This window comes from Sphingopyxis macrogoltabida (assembly GCF_001314325.1).
GTDB classification, from domain to species: domain Bacteria; phylum Pseudomonadota; class Alphaproteobacteria; order Sphingomonadales; family Sphingomonadaceae; genus Sphingopyxis; species Sphingopyxis macrogoltabida.
On record NZ_CP009429.1, the window covers coordinates 4821608 to 4839397 of the forward strand.

The following is a 17790-nucleotide window of genomic DNA, read 5'->3' on the forward strand; positions in this document are numbered from 1 at the left end:
GGGGAACAATCTAATCCTGCTTCTTCAGCCCATTCGCGAGCAGGTCGTTCGCTATGCGCGCGATCTCGGCGATGTCGGCGTCGGCGTCCCACAATCCGTAGCGCATCCCGAGAAAGACGTTCATGCCGCCGATCGCCCAGGCATGGACCTCGCCGACGTCGGCGCGAATCTCGCCGCGCGCGGCGCCGTCCTCCAGCCGCTGGCGGACGCGCGCCACGGTCGTTTCATAATGGCGGCGATAGCTGGCGTAATCGACGAACTCGGCCTCGTCGATGATCCGGTAGATTTCCTTGTGCTCGCGCACGAAGCCAAGGAAGGATTCGAGCCCGATGCGTTCGGCGCTGATCTCGTCGGGTGCCGCCTGCACCAGCGGCGTGACATGGTCGCGCAACTGTTCGCTCATATAGCGGACCAGCGCCTGGAAGATTTCGTCCTTCGAATCGAAATAGGTGTAGAAGCTGCCGAGCGCGGTCCCGGCACGGCGGGTGATCGCGCTGATCGAGGCATCGTGAAAGCCGCGCTCGCCGAACTCTATCGCCGCAGCGTCGAGCAGCTTGCGCAAGGTGCGCCGCCCGCGTTCGGTGCGCGGCGTCTTGTCCGGATTGCCCGCCTCGGCTGCGGTATCGCCTGTCGCGACATGCGGCTGATCCATCTGCCTCGGTCCTTCCCCGCTCTTCCGCCCCGCTTCGCCATCGTGGCTTTTCCGCACCAGTGGCAAGCAAAAAACGCGCGATCGACATTCCAAGTTGAAACTTGGTTCATGTTTCATTATTGGCTGGCGCGCGGCTTGGCAAGACCGGGCACGATAAAAGCAAGCGGGTGGCGAGGGGTCACCCCCGACATGGGAGAGTTTTCATGCGTCCTTTCGCCCGCGGCCTGCGCAGCGCCGTCCTCGCCTCGACCACGCTTTCGATGCTCGCCTTCGTCCCGGCCGCTTTCGCGCAGGACGCCGCCGATGACAGCGCGACCGCCGATGTCGGCGGCGAAGAGATCGTCGTAACTGCCCGCCGCACCGAAGAACGGCTCGAAACCGTTCCCGTTTCGGTATCGGCCTTCTCCGAACGCGCGCTCGACCGCATCCAGGCGTCGGACACCACCGGGCTGCAGGGCGCCGTCCCCAATCTCAACGTCGTGCAGGGCCGCGGTTCGTCGAACGCGACCAACATCTATATCCGCGGCATCGGCCAGCCCGACGCGCTGCAGACCTTCGATCCCGCGGTCGGCGTCTATGTCGACGATGTCTATTACAGCCGCATCCGCGGCACCCAGCTCGACCTGCTCGACCTCGAACGCGTCGAGGTGCTGCGCGGGCCGCAGGGCACGCTCTATGGCAAGAACACGATCGGCGGCGCGCTGAAAGTCGTCACCCGCAAACCCGGCCAGACCTTCCGTGGCGGCGTTTCGGCCGCCTACGGCTCCTACGACCAGTTCGAGATCAAGGCGTCGGCTTCGGGTCCCGTTTCGGACACGCTCGCCGCCGGCTTCGCGGTGATGCGGGCGAAGCGCGACGGCTATGTCGAGGATGCGGTGCTCGACCGCGATTATAACGACAAGGACACGATCGCCGCGCGCGGGGCGCTGGCCTTCACCCCCAGCGCCGATTTCCGCCTCGACGTCTCGCTCGACTATACGCGCGACGACGCGTCGCTGACCGTCGGCCAGCCGCTCAATTCGCTGACCTATCTGATCGGCGGTGGCACCGCCCTTGCGCTGCCGACCAACCCCGATCCCAAGGACTATGACTTCACCGGCCGCACGACGCCCAGCCTGCCCAATTCGACCAAGCTGCGCCACTGGGGCACCAGCGCGGCCGCCGCGTGGAACGTGACCGACGATCTCCAGCTGAAGTCGATCACCGCCTATCGCCGGCTCGTCACCAAGGATTATGTCGATATCGACGCGACCGAGCTTGAGATGGGCGACGTGTTCGTCGGCGTCTGGCAGAAACAGTTCAGCCAGGAATTGCAGCTCAACTATACCGGCGAGCGGCTGCAGGCGGTCGGCGGGCTCTATTATCTGAAAGAAGATATCGCGTCGCATCAGGAGGCCTATGCCGACGACCTGATCGGGCCGCTGCTCGGCAACCCGACTTTCCTGCGGACGATCGACGATACGCTGACGACGAAAAGCTACGCCGCCTATGCCAATGCCAGCTTCGCGGTCACCGATGCGCTGCGCATCTCGGCGGGCCTCCGCTATACCGACGAGAAGAAGGATTACTGGCGCACCACCTCGACCTTCTCGACCAGCCCGCTGCTGACCAGCGTCGTGCCCTATGTGTTCGCGCGCAAGCAGAGCTGGGACGACTGGTCGCCGATGGCCTCGATCGACTATCGCTTCACCGACAATCTGATGTTCTATGCGCGCGCCGCCAAGGGCTTCAAATCGGGCGGCTTTAACGGCCGCGCGAACAGCGCCGCCGAATCGACCGCCTATGCGCCCGAGAAAGTCTGGTCGTACGAGGCTGGGTTCAAGGGATCGGTCGCCGACATCGCGCGCTTCAGCATCGCGGTGTTCCACAACGACTATAAGGATTTCCAGGCGCGTGTGTCAGGCATCGACACCGACCCGAACACGGGGCTGCCGGTGCCGGTGCTGAGCGTGCTCAACGCGGGCAAGCTGCAGATCCGCGGCGCCGAACTCGAACTCGCGCTCACTCCGGCGACCGGGCTGCTGCTCGACACCCAGATCGGCTATCTCGACGCCGAGTACAAGGAATTCGACGACGCGCGCTTCCCCGACGGCAGCCGCGCCTTCCAGCGCCCCGCCTTCGCGCCGAAATGGACGATGCGCTTCGGGGCGCAATATGAGGCCGATCTCGGCGGGTCGGGTTTCCTGACGGTCGGCGGCCAGACGCGCTATCGCTCGACCACGGCGCTCGCGGTCGACAACACCTATATCGTCGGCACCGTCGGCACGACGACCGAGATCGAGGGGCTGTTCCAGCGCGGCTACTGGCTCCACGACGCCCGCATCGTCTGGGAAGACGAGGCGCGCAAGTTCAGCCTTGGCCTCTATGGCCAGAACCTCTCGGACAAGCGCTACAAGACCGATGGACAGGATTTCTCCAGCATCGGCAGCATCCGCACCGTCTATTACGGCGCGCCGCGCACCTTCACCGTGCGCGCCGGCGTCAAATTCTGATCGACCGGAAAAAGGGAACGGAAAAAAGGGGAAAGGGGCGTCCGTAACGGCGCCCCTTTTTTATGTGCCGAGCCGCGGCGCGCCGGTGGCCGCAACCATACGCTCGCCGTCGATGACGATCGGGCTCGCGACGCCGTCGATCGACGCGCCTTCGGGACGGAAGCGCAGACCGCGCGCGACGACCTGCGGATCGGCGAAGACCCCCGCCATGTCGTTGATCGGTCCCGACGGCACGCCCTCGGCCTCGAGCGCCAGCGACAGCGGCTGCGCGTCCCACGCGGCGATCTTTGCCGCGAGCAGCGGGATCAACTCGGCACGGTTGGCGAGCCGCGCGGCATTATTGGCAAAACGCGGGTCGTCGCCCCACTCGGGCACCCCCAGGATTGCGCAAAGCTTGCGATACTGGCTGTCGTTGCCGACCGCGATGACGAGCTGGCCGTCGGCGGTCGCAAACACCTGGTAGGGCACGACATTGACGTGGCCGTTGCCCATCCGCTTGGGCACCACGCCGCTCGCCAGATAATTGGCGGCCTGATTCGCGAGCACCGCGACCTGACTATCGAGCAGCGCCATGTCGATATGCGCGCCGCCCCCGTCGCTATCGCCCGCGACGTCACGGCGTCGCAGCGCGGCGAGGATCGCGACCGTCGCATACATGCCGGTGAAGATGTCGGCATAGGCGATACCCGCCTTTTGCGGCGCGCCGTCGGGTTCGCCGGTCAGCGACATGAAGCCGCTCATCGCCTGGACGATATAGTCGTAGCCGGCGCGATGCGCATAAGGGCCGGTCTGCCCGAAACCGGTGATCGAGCAGATAATCAGCCGCGGAAAATCGGCACGCAGCCGCGCCGGGTCGAGCCCGTATTTGACGAGCCCGCCGACCTTGTAATTCTCGATCACGACATCGGCATCGGCGAGCAGCGCGCGCACCTCGGCCTGCCCCTCGGGACTGGCGATGTCGATCGCGACGCTCCGCTTGCCGCGGTTGCAGCTATGATAATAGGCCGCGCCAAGCGCTTCGCCGTCCGGTCCGGTCACGAAGGGCGGCCCCCATTCGCGCGTATCGTCGCCGGCGCCCGGCCGCTCGACCTTGGTCACCTCGGCGCCGAGGTCGGCGAGCAGTTGACCGCACCATGGCCCGGCAAGCACGCGCGCCAGCTCAACGACGCGCAGACCTTCCAGCGGCTTCATCTCAGGAAAAAGCGGCGATGCCGGTGATCGCGCGACCGAGAATCAGCGCATGGACGTCGTGCGTGCCCTCATAGGTGTTCACCGTCTCGAGGTTCACCGCGTGGCGGATGACGTGATAGTCGGCCGAAATGCCGTTGCCGCCGTGCATGTCACGCGCGACGCGCGCGATATCGAGTGCCTTGCCGCAATTGTTGCGCTTCAAAAGGCTGATCGCGTCGGGGACGAGCCGCCCGTCGTCGATCAGCCGGCCGACGCGCAGCGCCGCCTGCAGCCCGAGCGAGATTTCGGTGAGCATATTGGCCAGTTTCAACTGGACGATCTGGTTTGCCGCGAGCGGGCGACCGAACTGCTTGCGCTCCAGCGTGTAGTTACGCGCGGCTTCATAGCAGAATTCGGCGGCGCCCATCGCGCCCCAGCCGATGCCGTAGCGCGCGCGGTTGAGACAGCCGAAGGGACCCTTGAGACCCGAGACATGCGGCAGCAGCGCGTCCTCGCCGACCTCGACCCCGTCCATCACGATCTCGCCGGTGATCGAGGCGCGCAGGCTCACCTTGCCCTCGATCTTCGGCGCCGACAGACCCTTCATGCCCTTTTCGAGGACGAAGCCGCGGATCGCGCCGTCATGCGCTTCCGACTTCGCCCAGACGACGAAGACGTCGGCGATCGGCGAATTGGTGATCCACATCTTCGCGCCCTTGAGGCGATAGCCGCCTTCGATCTTCTCGGCGCGGGTGCGCATGCTGCCGGGGTCGCTGCCCGCGTCGGGCTCGGTCAGGCCGAAGCAGCCGACCAGCTCGCCCGAGGTGAGTCCGGGCAGATATTTGCGCTTCTGTTCCTCGCTGCCATAGGCATTGATCGGGTGGATGACGAGCGAGCTCTGCACCGAGCAGGCCGAGCGATAGCCCGAATCGACGCGTTCGACTTCGCGGGCGATCAGGCCGTAGCTGACATAATTCAGCCCCGCGCCGCCATATTCGGGGTCGATCGTCGCCCCGAGCAGGCCGAGCGCGCCCATTTCGGACATGATCTCGCGGTCGAACCGCTCGTCGAGGAAGGCCGAGGTGACGCGCGGCAGCAATTCACCTTCGGCATAGGCGCGCGCGGCGTCGCGGATCATCCGCTCCTCTTCGCTCAGCTGGTCGTCGAGCTGGAGCGGGTCGAACGGGTCGAGCGCCTCGATGCGCTGCGGATCAGCCAAGGCCATGGTCACGGGCTTTCTTCAGAAGGCGAGCCGCCCTGCCGGGCGACGCACTAGGGGGTTTCGGTCGGTGCCGGTTTGCGCCCGGCCATCGCAGCAGCCGGGCTGTCGCGCGGCTCCAATATCGCTGCGGTCTCGATGAGGTCAAGCGCGCGACGCGCCTCGTGATAACGGCGCGCGTCGATCAGCCACTCGCCTGCAGCCTCGGCACCCGGCATCGCCTCGACCTCGGCGATCGCCTTGTCGACCTGCCCGGCCGCCAGATAGCGGCGCGCGCGATCGAGCCGTTCGGAGGCGCGCGTCGATTGCGTTCCCGCCGGCCGCACCGTGAACAACTCGCTGATCTCGCGGCGAAACCCGGTCCACAGGCTGCCGTCGCCGTCGCTGCGTCCGACAAGCTGCGGGGCGAGCGTGTCGAGATCGCTGCGCAACTGCTCCAGCGTCACCGGCTCGCGCGAGGTGTCGATGATCGTCTTGACAGCATTGGGCTGATCGTCGCCGAAGCGCAGGCGGAGCTGCGCGTCGAGATAGCCGAGCGACAGACCGCGATCGAGCGCCCGGCGGACGGCAAAGGCGACAAGCAGCCCTTCGGCCCGCGACGCATTGCCCGATGCCGATTCGGCTTCGAGCGTGATCCGCGACAGCCGCTGTTCGAGTTCGGCAACCCGCGCTGCCAAGGCATTCGCGCCGTCGACCGGCGCCACCACCATCGCCGGCTGCCCGGCCGCCGCTTCGGCCTCGGCCTGCTCGGCAAGCCCCAACGCGCCGGCCACCGCCGGCGTGTCGATCACCTTCGTCAGCGGCGTCTTGTCCTTGCCGTCGGCGAGCAGGCGATTCATCGCCCAGCCGCCGCCGACCACGCCGATCAGGAGCAGGATGAACGCGCCGATGGCGAGCGTCCGGAACGATAGCCGTCTCACCGGAGCCTCGCCGCCGATCGGCGAGGACGTGTCGATGCTGTCGATTGCCATGTGTCTCTTTCGAACGACCCTATTTGCCCCCCTTGTGGCACAAAGCATGCGCCTCTGCCAACATCGCGGCGTCATCGGGGCGCCCGGCAACGGCAATTTCCGCCCACCCGCTTCCCGCTGCGGCGGCCGCTTTCGCGCTGATCGCTACCAGTTTCAAATGCTTATGCGCCGCGCCGGCCAGATTAGCGATCCGCGCCGCGCCGCGCGCCGAATGGGCGAGCAGCACCGCCGGCGCCGCGAGCAGCGCATCCCATCCGGGCGGCGGCGGCACCGGATCGACGGCATAGCAGGGAACAGGCACCAGCGCCGCGCCACGCGCGTCGAACGCCGAACGGTCGCGGCCGCAAAGCCACAGAATGCGGGTAATGCCCTCCGATACCATGGCGTCCAGCAGATGCTGCGCGTCGCTGTCGCCCGCCGCCGCGACCGACAATCCTGCCGCTTCGGCCGCCTGCGCGGTGGCGGCGCCGACGGCATGGACGGGCAACGTCGCAAGGCGGGCGAGTTCGGGACCGGCAAGCCGCACCGCCTGCGCGCTGGTCACCAGCATGGCATCGAAATCCGCCACGTCCGGCGCCGTCCAGGCCAACGCATGCGCCTCGAACAGCGGCATAGGCCGCGCATCGAGTCCCAGCGCCCGCGCCCGTTCCACCGTCGCCGCGCCGCCCGGATCGGGCCGTGTAACAAGCAGCGGCAGGCCCGCCGTCATGCCGCGAACAGACTCCGCACCGCCTCGGGCGCTTCGTCGAGCAGCCGGCGCGCCAGATCCGCGGCGGCTGCGGCATCGCTGACCAGCGCGTGCCCGGCGACATGCTCGGCGCCGTCTTCCGAATAGATTTCGGCGTCGAGCCGTAGCGTGCCGTCGTGCCGCCAATGCGCATGCGCCGCCACCGGCGAGCGACAATCGCCGCCAAGCCCGGCCAGAAACGCCCGCTCGGCAGCGACTGCCGCGTGTGTCGCCGCATGGTCGACCGCCGCAAGCAGCGCGCGGGTCGCGGCATCGTCGGCGCGGCATTCGATCCCGATCGCGCCCTGCGACGCCGCGGGCAGCAAGAGGTCGATCGGTATCACCTGGCCGACTTCGTACATCCCCAGCCGGTCGAGCCCCGCCGCCGCGAGCAAGGTCGCATCGACGTCACCCGCCGCGAGCTTGCCGAGCCGCGTCGCGACATTGCCGCGCAGCAGCGTCGTTTCGATATCGGGGCGTAGCCGCCGGACCTGCGCCGCGCGGCGCGGGCTGCTTGTCCCCAGCCGCGCGCCCTGCGGCAGCTCGGCGATCGCCGTCCCATCGATCCCGTCGCGGACGACGAGCCGGTCGCGCGGATCGGCGCGCTCGAGCATCGCGATAAGGGCAAAGCGCGGATCGCGCAGCGTCTCGACATCCTTCAGCGAGTGTACCGCTATGTCGATCTCGCCCGCGTCGAGCGCGGCGTCTAGTTCGCGCGTCCACAGCGCCTTGCCGCCGACCTCGGCGAGCGCGCGGTCCTGAATCCGGTCGCCGGTCGCGGTCATCGGCACGATTTCGAGCGCCGCGAGGTCGAGGCCGTGTGCGGCGACCAGCGCGGCGGCGGCCATATTCGCCTGCGCCAGCGCGAGCGGCGAGGCGCGCGTGCCGATGCGCAGCGGGCGGGCGGGGGTGGGAAGCGGGATCGAAGCCATATCCCCCGCTAGAGCATTTCCCGAAAAAGTGGGAACCGGTTTTTGGGCAGGAAATGCTCCGGAGGCTTCACTTGCCCTCGCGACAAAGGGGCGGGTAAAGGGACGCGCGACAATATGACCCTGATCCTCGGCCTCGAATCGAGCTGCGACGAAACCGCGGCAGCGCTCGTCGACAGCGACCGGCGCATATTGGCGCACCGTGTCGCGGGACAGGAGGCCGATCACGCGCCCTATGGCGGCGTCGTGCCCGAGATTGCGGCGCGCGCGCATGTCGTCCGGCTCGCGCCGATCGTCGCCGGCGTGCTGAAGGACGCCGGCGTCACCCTCGCCGACATCGACGCGGTCGCCGCGACCGCCGGGCCGGGGCTGATCGGCGGGGTGATGGTCGGCCTCGTCACGGGCAAGGCGCTGGCGCATGCCGCGAACAAGCCGCTGATCGCGGTCAATCATCTCGAAGGCCATGCGCTGAGCCCGCGCCTCGCCGATCCGGCGCTCGAATTTCCCTATCTGCTGCTGCTCGTCTCGGGCGGCCATTGCCAACTCCTGCTCGTCAAGGGCGTCGGCGATTACCGCCGGCTTGCGACGACGATCGACGACGCCGCCGGCGAAGCCTTCGACAAGACCGCCAAGCTGCTCGGCCTCGGTTATCCCGGCGGGCCCGCGGTCGAACGCGTCGCAAGGGATGGCAACCGCCAAGCCGTACCGCTGCCGCGCCCGCTCGTCGGCAGCGCCGAGCCGCACTTCTCCTTCGCCGGGCTCAAGAGCGCGGTCGCGCGCGCCGCCGCATCCGGCGCGCACAGCGTCCCCGACCTCGCCGCCTCCTTCCAGCAGGCGGTGGTCGACTGCCTCGTCGATCGCAGCCGCATCGCGCTGGGCGCCTGCCCCGAAGCGACCGCCTTCGTCGTCGCCGGCGGCGTCGCCGCGAACGGCGCGATCCGCGATGCGCTGACCGGTCTCGCCGCGCGTTTCGACAAGCCCTTCGTCGCGCCGCCGCTCTGGCTTTGCACCGACAATGGCGCGATGATCGCCTGGGCCGGTGCCGAGCGTTTCGCGGCCGGGATCACCGACGACCTCGGGGTCGCGGCGCGCCCGCGCTGGCCGCTCGATCCCGCAGCCGAGGCGGTGCGCGGCGCGGGAGTGAAAGCATGACGTCATATTCGAACTTCGGTGTGGTCGGCGGCGGCGCTTGGGGTACCGCGCTCGCGCAACTGCTCGCCGCCGAAGGCGCGCCGGTCCGGCTCTGGGCGCGCGAGGCCGACGTCGTCGCAGCGATAAACGCCGATCATCGCAACCCGCTGTTCCTTCCCGATGCCGCGCTGTCGCCTTCGCTGACCGCGACCGGCGACCTCGCCGACCTCGCCGCCTGCGACGCGCTGCTCGTCGTCGTGCCGGTGCCGTTCCTCCGCGCGGTGCTCGCCGAACTCCCGGCGGGCGACGCGCCGCTGATCCTGTGCAGCAAGGGGATGGAGGCCGGCAGCTTTGCCTTTCCGATCGACATGGCGCGCGAGCTTGCGCCGGGGCGGCCGCATGCGGTGCTGTCGGGGCCGACATTCGCGCATGAGGTCGCCGCGGGCCTGCCGACCGCAATCACCCTCGCCGCCGACGATGCCGCGGTAGCAGTCGATATCGCGCGCGCGCTCGCCCGGCCGCATTTCCGTCCCTATGCCTCGACCGACGTGATCGGCGCCGAAATCGGCGGCGCGATCAAGAATATCCTCGCGATCGCCTGCGGTATCGTCGACGGGGCCGGGCTCGGGCTCAACGCGCGCGCGGCGCTGATCAGCCGCGGTTTCGCCGAAATGACGCGCTTCGGTCTGGCGCGCGGCGCGGCGGCCGAAACGCTCGCCGGGCTCGCCGGTCTCGGCGACCTCGTCCTCACCTGCACCTCGGCCAACTCGCGCAACTTTGCGCTCGGCCAGGGGCTCGGGCGCGGCGAAGCCGCCGCGACATTGATGGCCGACCGCCGCACCGTAGCGGAAGGGGCGTTCAGCGCCCCGGTCGTCGCAGCGGCCGCGCATGCGGACGGCATCGACATGCCGATCACCGACGCCGTCGCGCGGCTGGTCGCCGGCGAAACCCGTGTCGCCGAGGCCGTTCAGGCATTGCTCAGCCGCCCGCTGCGAACCGAGGGCCGGTGACGCCCTACATTCAATTGCCTGCCCTTCCCCGCCGCGCTAGAACGAGGCGCGGGACGCAGCAGAAGGGGCGCGAGGCTTGAGCCAGACGGACAGCGCAGCCGCGCCCGATTCGGCCGACACACCGCGCGACGCCGATACCGCCGCGCTCGCCAAGGGCGGGCGCACCAATTTGCTCGGCTTCATCATCCGCCTCGTCGCGCGCCTCCCCTTCCTCTACGTCGCGGGCCGCTGGTACGGTCCCGAAGCGGTCGGCCGCTTCGCCTTCGCGGTGCTCGTCATCGAACTCGTCGCGCAGCTTGCGACGCTCGGGCTCAAGCGCGGCCTCGCCGAGCAATTGAGCGCGCCGGGCGCCGATCACCGCATCGTCGTGTGGGACGGCATGTTCGTCGCCTTCCTCGCGTCGGCCGCGGGATCGGCGCTGCTTTTCGTCTTGCCGCAACTGATGTTCCCGGCGGGCGACCTCGACGGCACCGACCGCTGGATGGCGCTGCTCGTTTTCGCGATCGCCGGCACCGACATCGCGCTTGCCGCCTGCGCCTACCGCTTCGATATCGGCGCAACGGTGCGCGCGCGCGCGATCGTCGAACCGTGGGTGATCAGCGCCGCCGCGGCGGGATTCTGGTTCGTGTCGGTCCGCGACGGGCTGATGCTGTCCTACGCCGCCGCGATGGTCGGCGCATTCCTGACCGCGCTGATCCCGATGATCCGCCACTATGGCGGCCCCGGCGTCTGGCGCCCGCATCCGGCGCATCTGATCACAGTTGCGCGGCGCAACGCGCCGCTCGCCGCCGCCGATGCCATCGAATGGGGCACCCGCCGCCTCGACCTGTTCATCCTCGGCCAGTTCACCTCGCCGACGATCTACGGCATCTATTATATGGCGCAGCAGGTCGCCTCGCTGCCGCAGAAGCTCAAGACCAGCTTCGAGCCGATCCTCGGCCCCGTCATAACGCGCAATCTCGCCGAAAATCGCCTTGCCGCCGTGGCGGCGCAGGTCAGCCAGGTCGGCTTCTGGATCATCGCCGCGCAGGCCGGCGTCGCGCTCGCGCTCGGCATCCCGGGCGAAGCAGTGATGGGCCTCGTCGGACCGCAATTCGTCAGCGGTACCGGCGCGCTTGCCTTCCTGCTCGCCGCCGAGGTCGTCGCCGCGACCGCCGTCGTCAGCGAAGCGGCGCTCGTCTATGTTGCACGCCACCGCAATCTCGCGATCAGCCTCGCGACGCTGGCGCTACAGGCCGTCCTCAGCGTTGCCCTCATCCTGATCGCCCAATCGATGGGGTTGCACCCCATTTATTATGCCGTCGCGGTCGCCGCCGCGCTGATGCTCGCGCTCGGTTTCGCGTCGGTCGTCAAGGCCCGCCTGCTCGCGCATATCCTGAAGGCGCCGGTCAACAGTCTGCGCTGGGCGCTCGTCTGGGCCACCGCAGGCGCCGCCGCGCTCGGCTGGGGCGCGACGCAGCTTCCCGAATGGGCGGAGCTCTTGATCGGCGTGCCCTTCATCCTCGGCATCTATGCCTGGCTGATCTGGACGCGCGGTTTCGGCCCCGCCGACCGGGCGCTGTTCAAGAAGCACCCGGCGACGGCGGAAACCCCGGCAAGCTGATTATTTCACCGCTTCCTGTGCGGCATCGCCGACATTTTCGGCGGCATCGCCGACCTTTTGCGCCGCTTCGGTGATCGCGCCGCTCTCTGCCTTATCGTTGGCGAGGAACTGGAAGGCAAAGAATCCCGCGATCACGATCGCGACAAGCAGGATCAGGCCAAGCCCCATCCCCCCACCGCGCCGGGGCTCGCGGTCGATGACAGTGGTGGTGTGCGTCGTCCCGTCGGGATCGCGCGTCGTGTGGATTTCATCGGCCATAAGAATTCTCCTATGCTGGATGGCGCATAGGACGCGTCAACGCCGATGAAGGTTCCTATCCCAACCGCGCCGCGACCTTGGCCTTGAGGTCGGTCTGCGCCCGCGGGCCGACCTGCGCGATGATCTCGCGCGCGCAGACGGCGCCCATCGTCAGGCAATCCTTGAGCGAACGCCCTTCGGCGAAGCCCGACAGGAAACCCGCCGCGAACAAGTCGCCTGCGCCTGTCGTGTCGACGACCGTTTCGATCGGTTCGGCACCGACCGCAGTGCGTTCGCCATCCTGCAGCGCGATCGCCCCGTCCGAGCCGCGCGTCACCACGAGCAGCGGCACCTGCGGCGCGATCTTCGCAACCGCCGCCTCGAAATCGTCGGTTTCGGCAAGTGCCTGGATCTCGACCTCATTCGCGAACAATATGTCGAACAGCCCTTCGGCGATCAGTTTGCGGAAATCGGCGCCGTGGCGGTCGATGATGAAGGCGTCCGAAAGCGTGAAGGCGACCTTGCGCCCCGCACCGCGCGATACGTCGATCGCCCGCCGCATCGCCGCGCGCGACAATTCGGGATCCCACAGATAGCCTTCGAGATAGAGGATTTCGGCATCGGCGATCCACTCCTCGTCGATCATCGCCTGTTCGAGCAGGTGACTGGCGCCGAGGAAGGTATTCATCGTGCGCTGGCCGTCGGGCGTCACGAGGATCAGGCAGCGCGCCGTCGGCGCGCCTTCCGTCAGCGGCGGCGTTTCATAGGCGACACCGAGCGCGCGGAGGTCGTGCGTGAAGACATGGCCAAGCTGATCGTCGGCGACCTGCCCGATGAACGCGCAGCGTTCGCCCAGCACCGCCATGCCCGCAAGCGTGTTCGCCGCGCTGCCCCCCGATACCTCGACCGCCGGCCCCATCGCCGCATAGAGGCGCTCGGCCTCCGCCGCGTCGATCAGCCGCATCGAGCCCTTGGTGAGTCCTTCGGCCTCGATGAGGCTGTCGTCGGCGCGGGCGAGAACGTCGACGATCGCATTGCCGATGGCGACGACGTCGAAACGAGCAGTGGAGGCCATGAAATTTCCTGTCCGGGAGAGAAAAGCTGCGCGGGCCTTTACGGGTGGCAGCACGGCAGTGCAAGCGTGCGCGCTTGACGCAGCGCCCGTTCGCGCGCCATTCACGCCCATGACCCGCGCCGTTCACGCCCTGCTTCTGGCGCTTCGCGACCTGCCGCAGCCGCGCGTGCTCCGCATCCTCGCGCTCAGCCTCGCGCTGACCCTGCTGATCTTCGCGGCCTCCGGTACGGGGCTTTTCTTTGCCGCCCGCTGGGGCCTCGCGCACTGGCAATGGCTGGGCGAGGCCGGGACCGACATGGCGGGGCTGTTGATCATCCTGCTGCTGATCGCGGGAAGCTGGCTGCTGTTCCGCGCCGTCGCGATCGTCGTTGTCGGGCTGTTCGCCGATGGTATCGTCGCCGATGTCGAGGGGCGCCATTATCCCGCCGCGGCGGCGCAGGCCGTGGATGTCGGCTGGCGACAGAATATCGCGCTTGCCCTCGCCTCGCTGGCGCGGCTGATAGGCGGCAACCTGCTCGCCCTGCCGCTCTACATCCTCTTGCTCGTCACCGGCGTCGGCACCGTCCTGCTCGCGCTGGCGGTCAACGCGCTGCTGCTCGGCCGCGACCTCGAGGCGATGGTGCTGGCGCGCCATCCCGCGCAGCCGCGCTTCGACCGCGCCGCGCGCTGGTCGCTCGGGCTGCTGTCCGCCGCAAGCTTCATGGTGCCCGTCGCCAATTTGTTTGCGCCGATATTGAGCGCCGCTATGGCCGTGCACATGCTGCACCTGCGGAACGGGGACCGACTGACATGATCCAAAGCCACCGCCTGGCCGCCATCGCCGGGCTCGCGCTGACCCTCGGCGCCTGCGCCGGCCCCGCAATTCCGCGCCCTTCGACGCCGCCCGCCGTGACCGCCCCCCCGCCGACGGTGGTCAAGCCGGTGCAGAACAATGCGCTGATCGGCAACAGCGCCGATGCGATCGGCCGCATGTTCGGCAAGCCGCGGCTCGATGTCACCGAAGGTGCAGGACGAAAACTGCAATTCGCCGGCACGGCGTGCGTCCTCGACATTTATTTCTACGCGGCGCGCGCCGGCGCCGCTCCGGTCGCAACACATGTCGATGCGCGGACGCCCGACGGCCGCAACGCCGAAGTGAATAGCTGCGCGCAGGCGCTGCAACAGCGTTAGGATCGCGCCGCCGTCATGACGCCAGCTCGGCGAGCGCCCACGCCGCGGCATCGGCAACCATCGGCGATTCGTCCGAAGTAAGCTGCTGCAATATCCCGCGAAACCCCGGATCGCCGCTGTTGCCGGCAGCGATCGCGGCGTTGCGCACCATCCGGTTGCGGCCGATCCGCTTGATCGGCGATCCCGCAAAGACCTGCCGGAACCCCGCGTCGTCGAGCGCCAGCAGGTCGGCGAGCGCCGGAGCCACCAGTTCGGCACGCGGCAGGAAAGCGCGATGCGCATGCGCGGTTTCGGCAAACTTGTTCCACGGACAGGCAGCCAGGCAATCGTCGCAGCCATAGATGCGGTTGCCGATCCCGCGCCGCAGCTCTTCGGGGATCGGCCCGTCATGCTCGATCGTCAGATAGGAAACGCAGCGGCGCGCATCGAGCCGGTAAGGGGCGGGAAAGGCGTTGGTCGGGCACGCGTCCTGACACGCCGAACAGCTCCCGCACGTATCGCGCCCCGGCGTCGACGGCGCGAGGTCGAGCGTCGTGTAGATGGCACCGAGGAACAGCCAGCTGCCATGGTCGCGGCTGACGAGGTTGGTGTGCTTGCCTTGCCAGCCGAGCCCCGCCGCGGCCGACAGCGGTTTTTCCATCACCGGCGCGGTATCGACGAACACCTTGACCTCGGCGTCCTTCACCTCGGCGACGAGCCAGCGCGCCACTGCCTTGAGCGCCTTTTTGACGACGTCATGATAGTCGCCGCCCTGCGCATAGACCGAAATGCGTCCGCGGTCGGGCACGCCCTCCAGCGCGAGCGGATCGTGCGCCGGGGCATAGCTCATGCCGAGCGCGATCACCGACCGGACCTCGGGCCATAGTCCGGTGGGCGAGCCGCGCTGCGCCGCGCGGCTTTCCATCCAGATCATGCTGCCGTGGCACCCGTCGGCGAGCCACTGGTTCAGCCGCGCCGCCGTCTGCGGCGCCGCATCGGCGCGCGCGATGCCGAACGCGACGAAGCCGTGGGCGCGCGCGACATCGGCGAGTCTTTGCTCCAGTGAAGGCAAGGCTTCCGCAACCATTGGCGCTCTATACGCGAGCCGCCTTGCCGTGCCATAGCTTGCAGGTGAGAAGATCGGGGACCCGGGTTTGAACGATTACAGCGTCGAGGCGAACGGCCTCACCAAATATTTCGGCGATTTCAAGGCGGTCGATCATGTCAGCCTCGCGGTGCCGACGGGCAGCATCTACGGCGTGCTCGGCCCCAATGGCGCGGGCAAGACGACCAGCCTCAGGATGACGCTCGGCATCATCGACCCCGACGCGGGCACGAGCCGCATCTTCGGCACGCACCGGCCGCAATCGGTGCGCCACCGCATCGGCTATCTTCCCGAAGAGCGCGGCCTCTATCCCGGCATGAAGGCGCGCGAGGCAATCGCCTTCATGGGCGCGCTGCGCGGGCTCGACTGGTCCGAAGGCCGCCGCCGCGCCGCCGCCTTCATGACCGAACTCGGCCTTGAGCGCGTGATCGACGAAAAGATCCGCAAGATGTCGAAGGGCATGGCGCAGATGGTCCAGCTCATCGGCTCGATCGTCCACGCCCCCGACCTGATCGTGCTCGACGAGCCTTTCTCGGGGCTCGACCCGGTCAATCAGGAACGGCTCGAAATGCTGGTGCGGCGCGAACGCGATCGCGGCGCGACGATCCTCTTTTCGACCCATGTCATGGCGCACGCCGAACGCCTCTGCGACCGGATCGCGATCATCGCGCGATCGCAGCGGCGTTTTGAGGGCACGGTTGACGAGGCGCGCGCGCTGCTGCCGATGCAGGTCCGCTACACGCCGCGCACCGACGGCGACGCGGCGGCCGCGCTGCTCCCCGCCGGCGCCGAGCGCAAGGGCGAGGCGTGGCATTTTGCGATCGAGGAGGCCGATGTCGAGCCGCTGCTGGCGCGGATCACCGCGAGCGGGCATGGCGTCGCGGGCCTGTCGATCGCGCGGCCCGGGCTGCACGACGCCTTCGTTCACATCGTCCGCCAGGTCGACGCCGGCTTCGACGCGACCCCCGAAAAAGACGCCATCGAGGAGGCGGCCGCATGAACGCCTTCCTCAAGAATATGTTCGTCATCGCGCGCCGCGATTTTCTGGCGATCGTCGCGACGCCGACTTTCCTCCTGTTCCTGCTCGCGCCGCTCTTCATGATCGGGATGGGCGCGGTGGGCGGCATCGGCGCCTCGCAGCTTGCCGACAGTGCGCGCGGCAAGGGCCGCATCGTCGCGATCGTCGCCGCGGGCGATGTCGAGGATCTGCGCGCCGCCGACGACCGTCTGCGCGAGGCACTCCCACGCGGCGAACGTCCGGTGACGCTCGAGATCCGCGTCGCCGGCGCCACGCCGGCCGATCCTTTCGCGATCGCACAGGAGAAAGGCGCCGACACCTACGCCGTGCTGTCCGGGCCGCTAGGCAAACCGCAGATCGTCGAGCGCGAGGCGGGGAGCAGCGCCGGGCGCTATCTCGCGCTGCTCGCGAGCGATGTGCTGCGCGACCGCGCCGCAGGGTCGGTCGCGCCCGCCGCGCCGCAATTCCAGAGCATCCGGAGCGGCGGCACGAGCATCGCGGCGCAGCAGTCGATGGGCTTTGCCGCGGTCTTCGTCATCTTTCTCGTTACCCTGCTTCTCGCTGGCCAGACGGTCGGCTCGCTCGCCGAGGAAAAAGGCAACAAGGTCATCGAAATCCTCGCCGCCGCGGTGCCGCTCGAAAGCGTCTTCCTCGGCAAGCTGCTCGGCATGCTCGGCGTCGCGATCCTGTTCCTCAGCTTCTGGGGCGTCGTTGCCGTCGCCGGCGGGTTCGTCGCGACGGCGCAGATGGACCCTGCCGCGCTCGCCGCCGCGAGCAAGCCGGCGGCCGCTCTCGCTGCCGCCCCCGCGAGCGGCTGGGGCTTTTTTCTCGGCATCGGGGTCGCCTATTTCATCATGGCCTTCCTGCTCCTCGGCTCGGTCTTCCTCGGCGTCGGCGCGCAGGCGAGCACGGTGCGCGAAATCCAGATGCTCAGCCTGCCGATCACCATCTTCCAGGTCGGCATGTTCAGCCTGTCCGCCGCCGCCGCGAGCGCGCCGGGCACCGGGCTCGCGCATTTCGCCCAGATTTTTCCCTTCTCCTCGCCCTTCGCGATGGCGGCGCGCGCCGCGACCGACGGCGACAAGGCAGTCCACCTGCTCGCGCTCGGCTGGCAGGCGATCTGGGTCGCGCTCGTCGTCTGGCTGTCGGTGCGCCTGTTCCGCGCCGGGGTATTGAGCAGCGGCGCGAGCTGGAAATTCTGGCAGCGGACGCGGCGCGCAGCGGCCACGGTGACGCCGGACGCGCTCGATTGACAAAGCTGTAAATAGTGGCATTCTGAAACGGAATCGGCCGCGCCAGACG

Annotated in this window: 17 protein-coding genes; 8 read left to right on the plus strand and 9 right to left on the minus strand. The window is 68.4% G+C overall.

Annotated elements, in window-relative coordinates; all coding sequences use genetic code 11:
• Nucleotides 1-10: 10 nt before the first annotated feature.
• Nucleotides 11-652, minus strand: coding sequence for a TetR/AcrR family transcriptional regulator (locus LH19_RS23205; protein WP_054732051.1), 642 nt, complete (start codon nucleotides 650-652; stop codon nucleotides 11-13).
• A 203-nt stretch (nucleotides 653-855) separates the two neighbouring features.
• Here LH19_RS23205 and LH19_RS23210 point away from each other — a divergent pair, with 203 nt between their 5' ends.
• Nucleotides 856-3144, plus strand: a complete 2289-nt coding sequence (locus tag LH19_RS23210) for a TonB-dependent receptor (RefSeq protein WP_054732052.1) — start codon at nucleotides 856-858, stop codon at nucleotides 3142-3144.
• A 60-nt stretch (nucleotides 3145-3204) separates the two neighbouring features.
• On the opposite strand, the gene LH19_RS23215 is transcribed toward LH19_RS23210, so the two are convergent.
• From LH19_RS23215 to hemC, 5 genes are read right to left on the minus strand one after another with little or no spacing between them, the layout of a single operon-like run.
• Nucleotides 3205-4335: a CaiB/BaiF CoA transferase family protein gene (locus tag LH19_RS23215; protein ID WP_054732053.1), complete on the minus strand. Its 1131-nt coding sequence runs from the start codon at nucleotides 4333-4335 to the stop codon at nucleotides 3205-3207.
• A gap of 1 nt (nucleotide 4336) precedes the next feature.
• Complete coding sequence (locus tag LH19_RS23220) at nucleotides 4337-5539, minus strand: acyl-CoA dehydrogenase (protein ID WP_054732054.1); 1203 nt, start codon at nucleotides 5537-5539, stop codon at nucleotides 4337-4339.
• Between the two features lie 47 nt (nucleotides 5540-5586).
• Nucleotides 5587-6504: a mitofilin family membrane protein gene (locus tag LH19_RS23225; protein ID WP_054732055.1), complete on the minus strand. Its 918-nt coding sequence runs from the start codon at nucleotides 6502-6504 to the stop codon at nucleotides 5587-5589.
• A 19-nt stretch (nucleotides 6505-6523) separates the two neighbouring features.
• Nucleotides 6524-7213 carry a uroporphyrinogen-III synthase gene (locus LH19_RS23230; RefSeq protein ID WP_054732056.1) on the minus strand — a complete coding sequence of 230 codons (690 nt, stop codon included), beginning with the start codon at nucleotides 7211-7213 and terminating at the stop codon, nucleotides 6524-6526.
• A complete protein-coding gene (hemC, locus tag LH19_RS23235; RefSeq protein WP_054732057.1) occupies nucleotides 7210-8163 on the minus strand; it encodes a hydroxymethylbilane synthase in 954 nt (317 codons plus the stop codon). Before hemC ends, LH19_RS23230 begins: the two co-directional genes overlap by 4 nt.
• Before the next feature lie 114 nt (nucleotides 8164-8277).
• Here hemC and tsaD point away from each other — a divergent pair, with 114 nt between their 5' ends.
• The 3 genes from tsaD to LH19_RS23250 all read left to right on the plus strand — a co-directional run bounded on the left by tsaD (nucleotide 8278) and on the right by LH19_RS23250 (nucleotide 11904).
• The gene (gene tsaD, locus LH19_RS23240; protein ID WP_054732058.1) at nucleotides 8278-9312 is read left to right on the plus strand and encodes a tRNA (adenosine(37)-N6)-threonylcarbamoyltransferase complex transferase subunit TsaD; all 1035 of its coding nucleotides are present in this window, start codon (nucleotides 8278-8280) and stop codon (nucleotides 9310-9312) included.
• The gene (locus LH19_RS23245; protein ID WP_054732059.1) at nucleotides 9309-10301 is read left to right on the plus strand and encodes an NAD(P)H-dependent glycerol-3-phosphate dehydrogenase; all 993 of its coding nucleotides are present in this window, start codon (nucleotides 9309-9311) and stop codon (nucleotides 10299-10301) included. The genes tsaD and LH19_RS23245 overlap by 4 nt, the downstream gene beginning before the upstream one ends.
• 76 nt (nucleotides 10302-10377) lie before the next feature.
• On the plus strand, nucleotides 10378-11904 hold the full coding sequence (locus LH19_RS23250) for a lipopolysaccharide biosynthesis protein (RefSeq protein ID WP_054732060.1): 1527 nt from the start codon (nucleotides 10378-10380) through the stop codon (nucleotides 11902-11904).
• Here the strand turns inward: LH19_RS23250 and LH19_RS23255 are convergent, their stop codons facing one another.
• Together LH19_RS23255 and LH19_RS23260 are read right to left on the minus strand one after the other, a co-directional pair.
• Nucleotides 11905-12162, minus strand: a complete 258-nt coding sequence (locus LH19_RS23255; protein ID WP_054589641.1) for a hypothetical protein — start codon at nucleotides 12160-12162, stop codon at nucleotides 11905-11907.
• Nucleotides 12163-12217: 55 nt separating this feature from the next.
• A complete protein-coding gene (locus LH19_RS23260; RefSeq protein WP_054732061.1) occupies nucleotides 12218-13216 on the minus strand; it encodes an adenosine kinase in 999 nt (332 codons plus the stop codon).
• 109 nt (nucleotides 13217-13325) lie between these two features.
• Between LH19_RS23260 and LH19_RS23265 the strand changes: the two genes are divergently transcribed.
• Nucleotides 13326-14009: an EI24 domain-containing protein gene (locus LH19_RS23265; protein ID WP_082396090.1), complete on the plus strand. Its 684-nt coding sequence runs from the start codon at nucleotides 13326-13328 to the stop codon at nucleotides 14007-14009.
• Nucleotides 14006-14386 carry a hypothetical protein gene (locus tag LH19_RS23270; protein WP_054732062.1) on the plus strand — a complete coding sequence of 127 codons (381 nt, stop codon included), beginning with the start codon at nucleotides 14006-14008 and terminating at the stop codon, nucleotides 14384-14386. The genes LH19_RS23265 and LH19_RS23270 overlap by 4 nt, the downstream gene beginning before the upstream one ends.
• Before the next feature lie 13 nt (nucleotides 14387-14399).
• Here LH19_RS23270 and queG read toward each other — a convergent pair whose 3' ends face one another.
• Nucleotides 14400-15452: a tRNA epoxyqueuosine(34) reductase QueG gene (gene queG, locus LH19_RS23275; protein WP_054732063.1), complete on the minus strand. Its 1053-nt coding sequence runs from the start codon at nucleotides 15450-15452 to the stop codon at nucleotides 14400-14402.
• Nucleotides 15453-15519: 67 nt separating this feature from the next.
• Between queG and LH19_RS23280 the strand changes: the two genes are divergently transcribed.
• Together LH19_RS23280 and LH19_RS23285 are read left to right on the plus strand one after the other, a co-directional pair.
• On the plus strand, nucleotides 15520-16470 hold the full coding sequence (locus LH19_RS23280) for an ABC transporter ATP-binding protein (RefSeq protein WP_082396093.1): 951 nt from the start codon (nucleotides 15520-15522) through the stop codon (nucleotides 16468-16470).
• Nucleotides 16467-17741, plus strand: coding sequence for an ABC transporter permease (locus tag LH19_RS23285; protein WP_054732066.1), 1275 nt, complete (start codon nucleotides 16467-16469; stop codon nucleotides 17739-17741). The genes LH19_RS23280 and LH19_RS23285 overlap by 4 nt, the downstream gene beginning before the upstream one ends.
• Nucleotides 17742-17790: the final 49 nt, after the last annotated feature.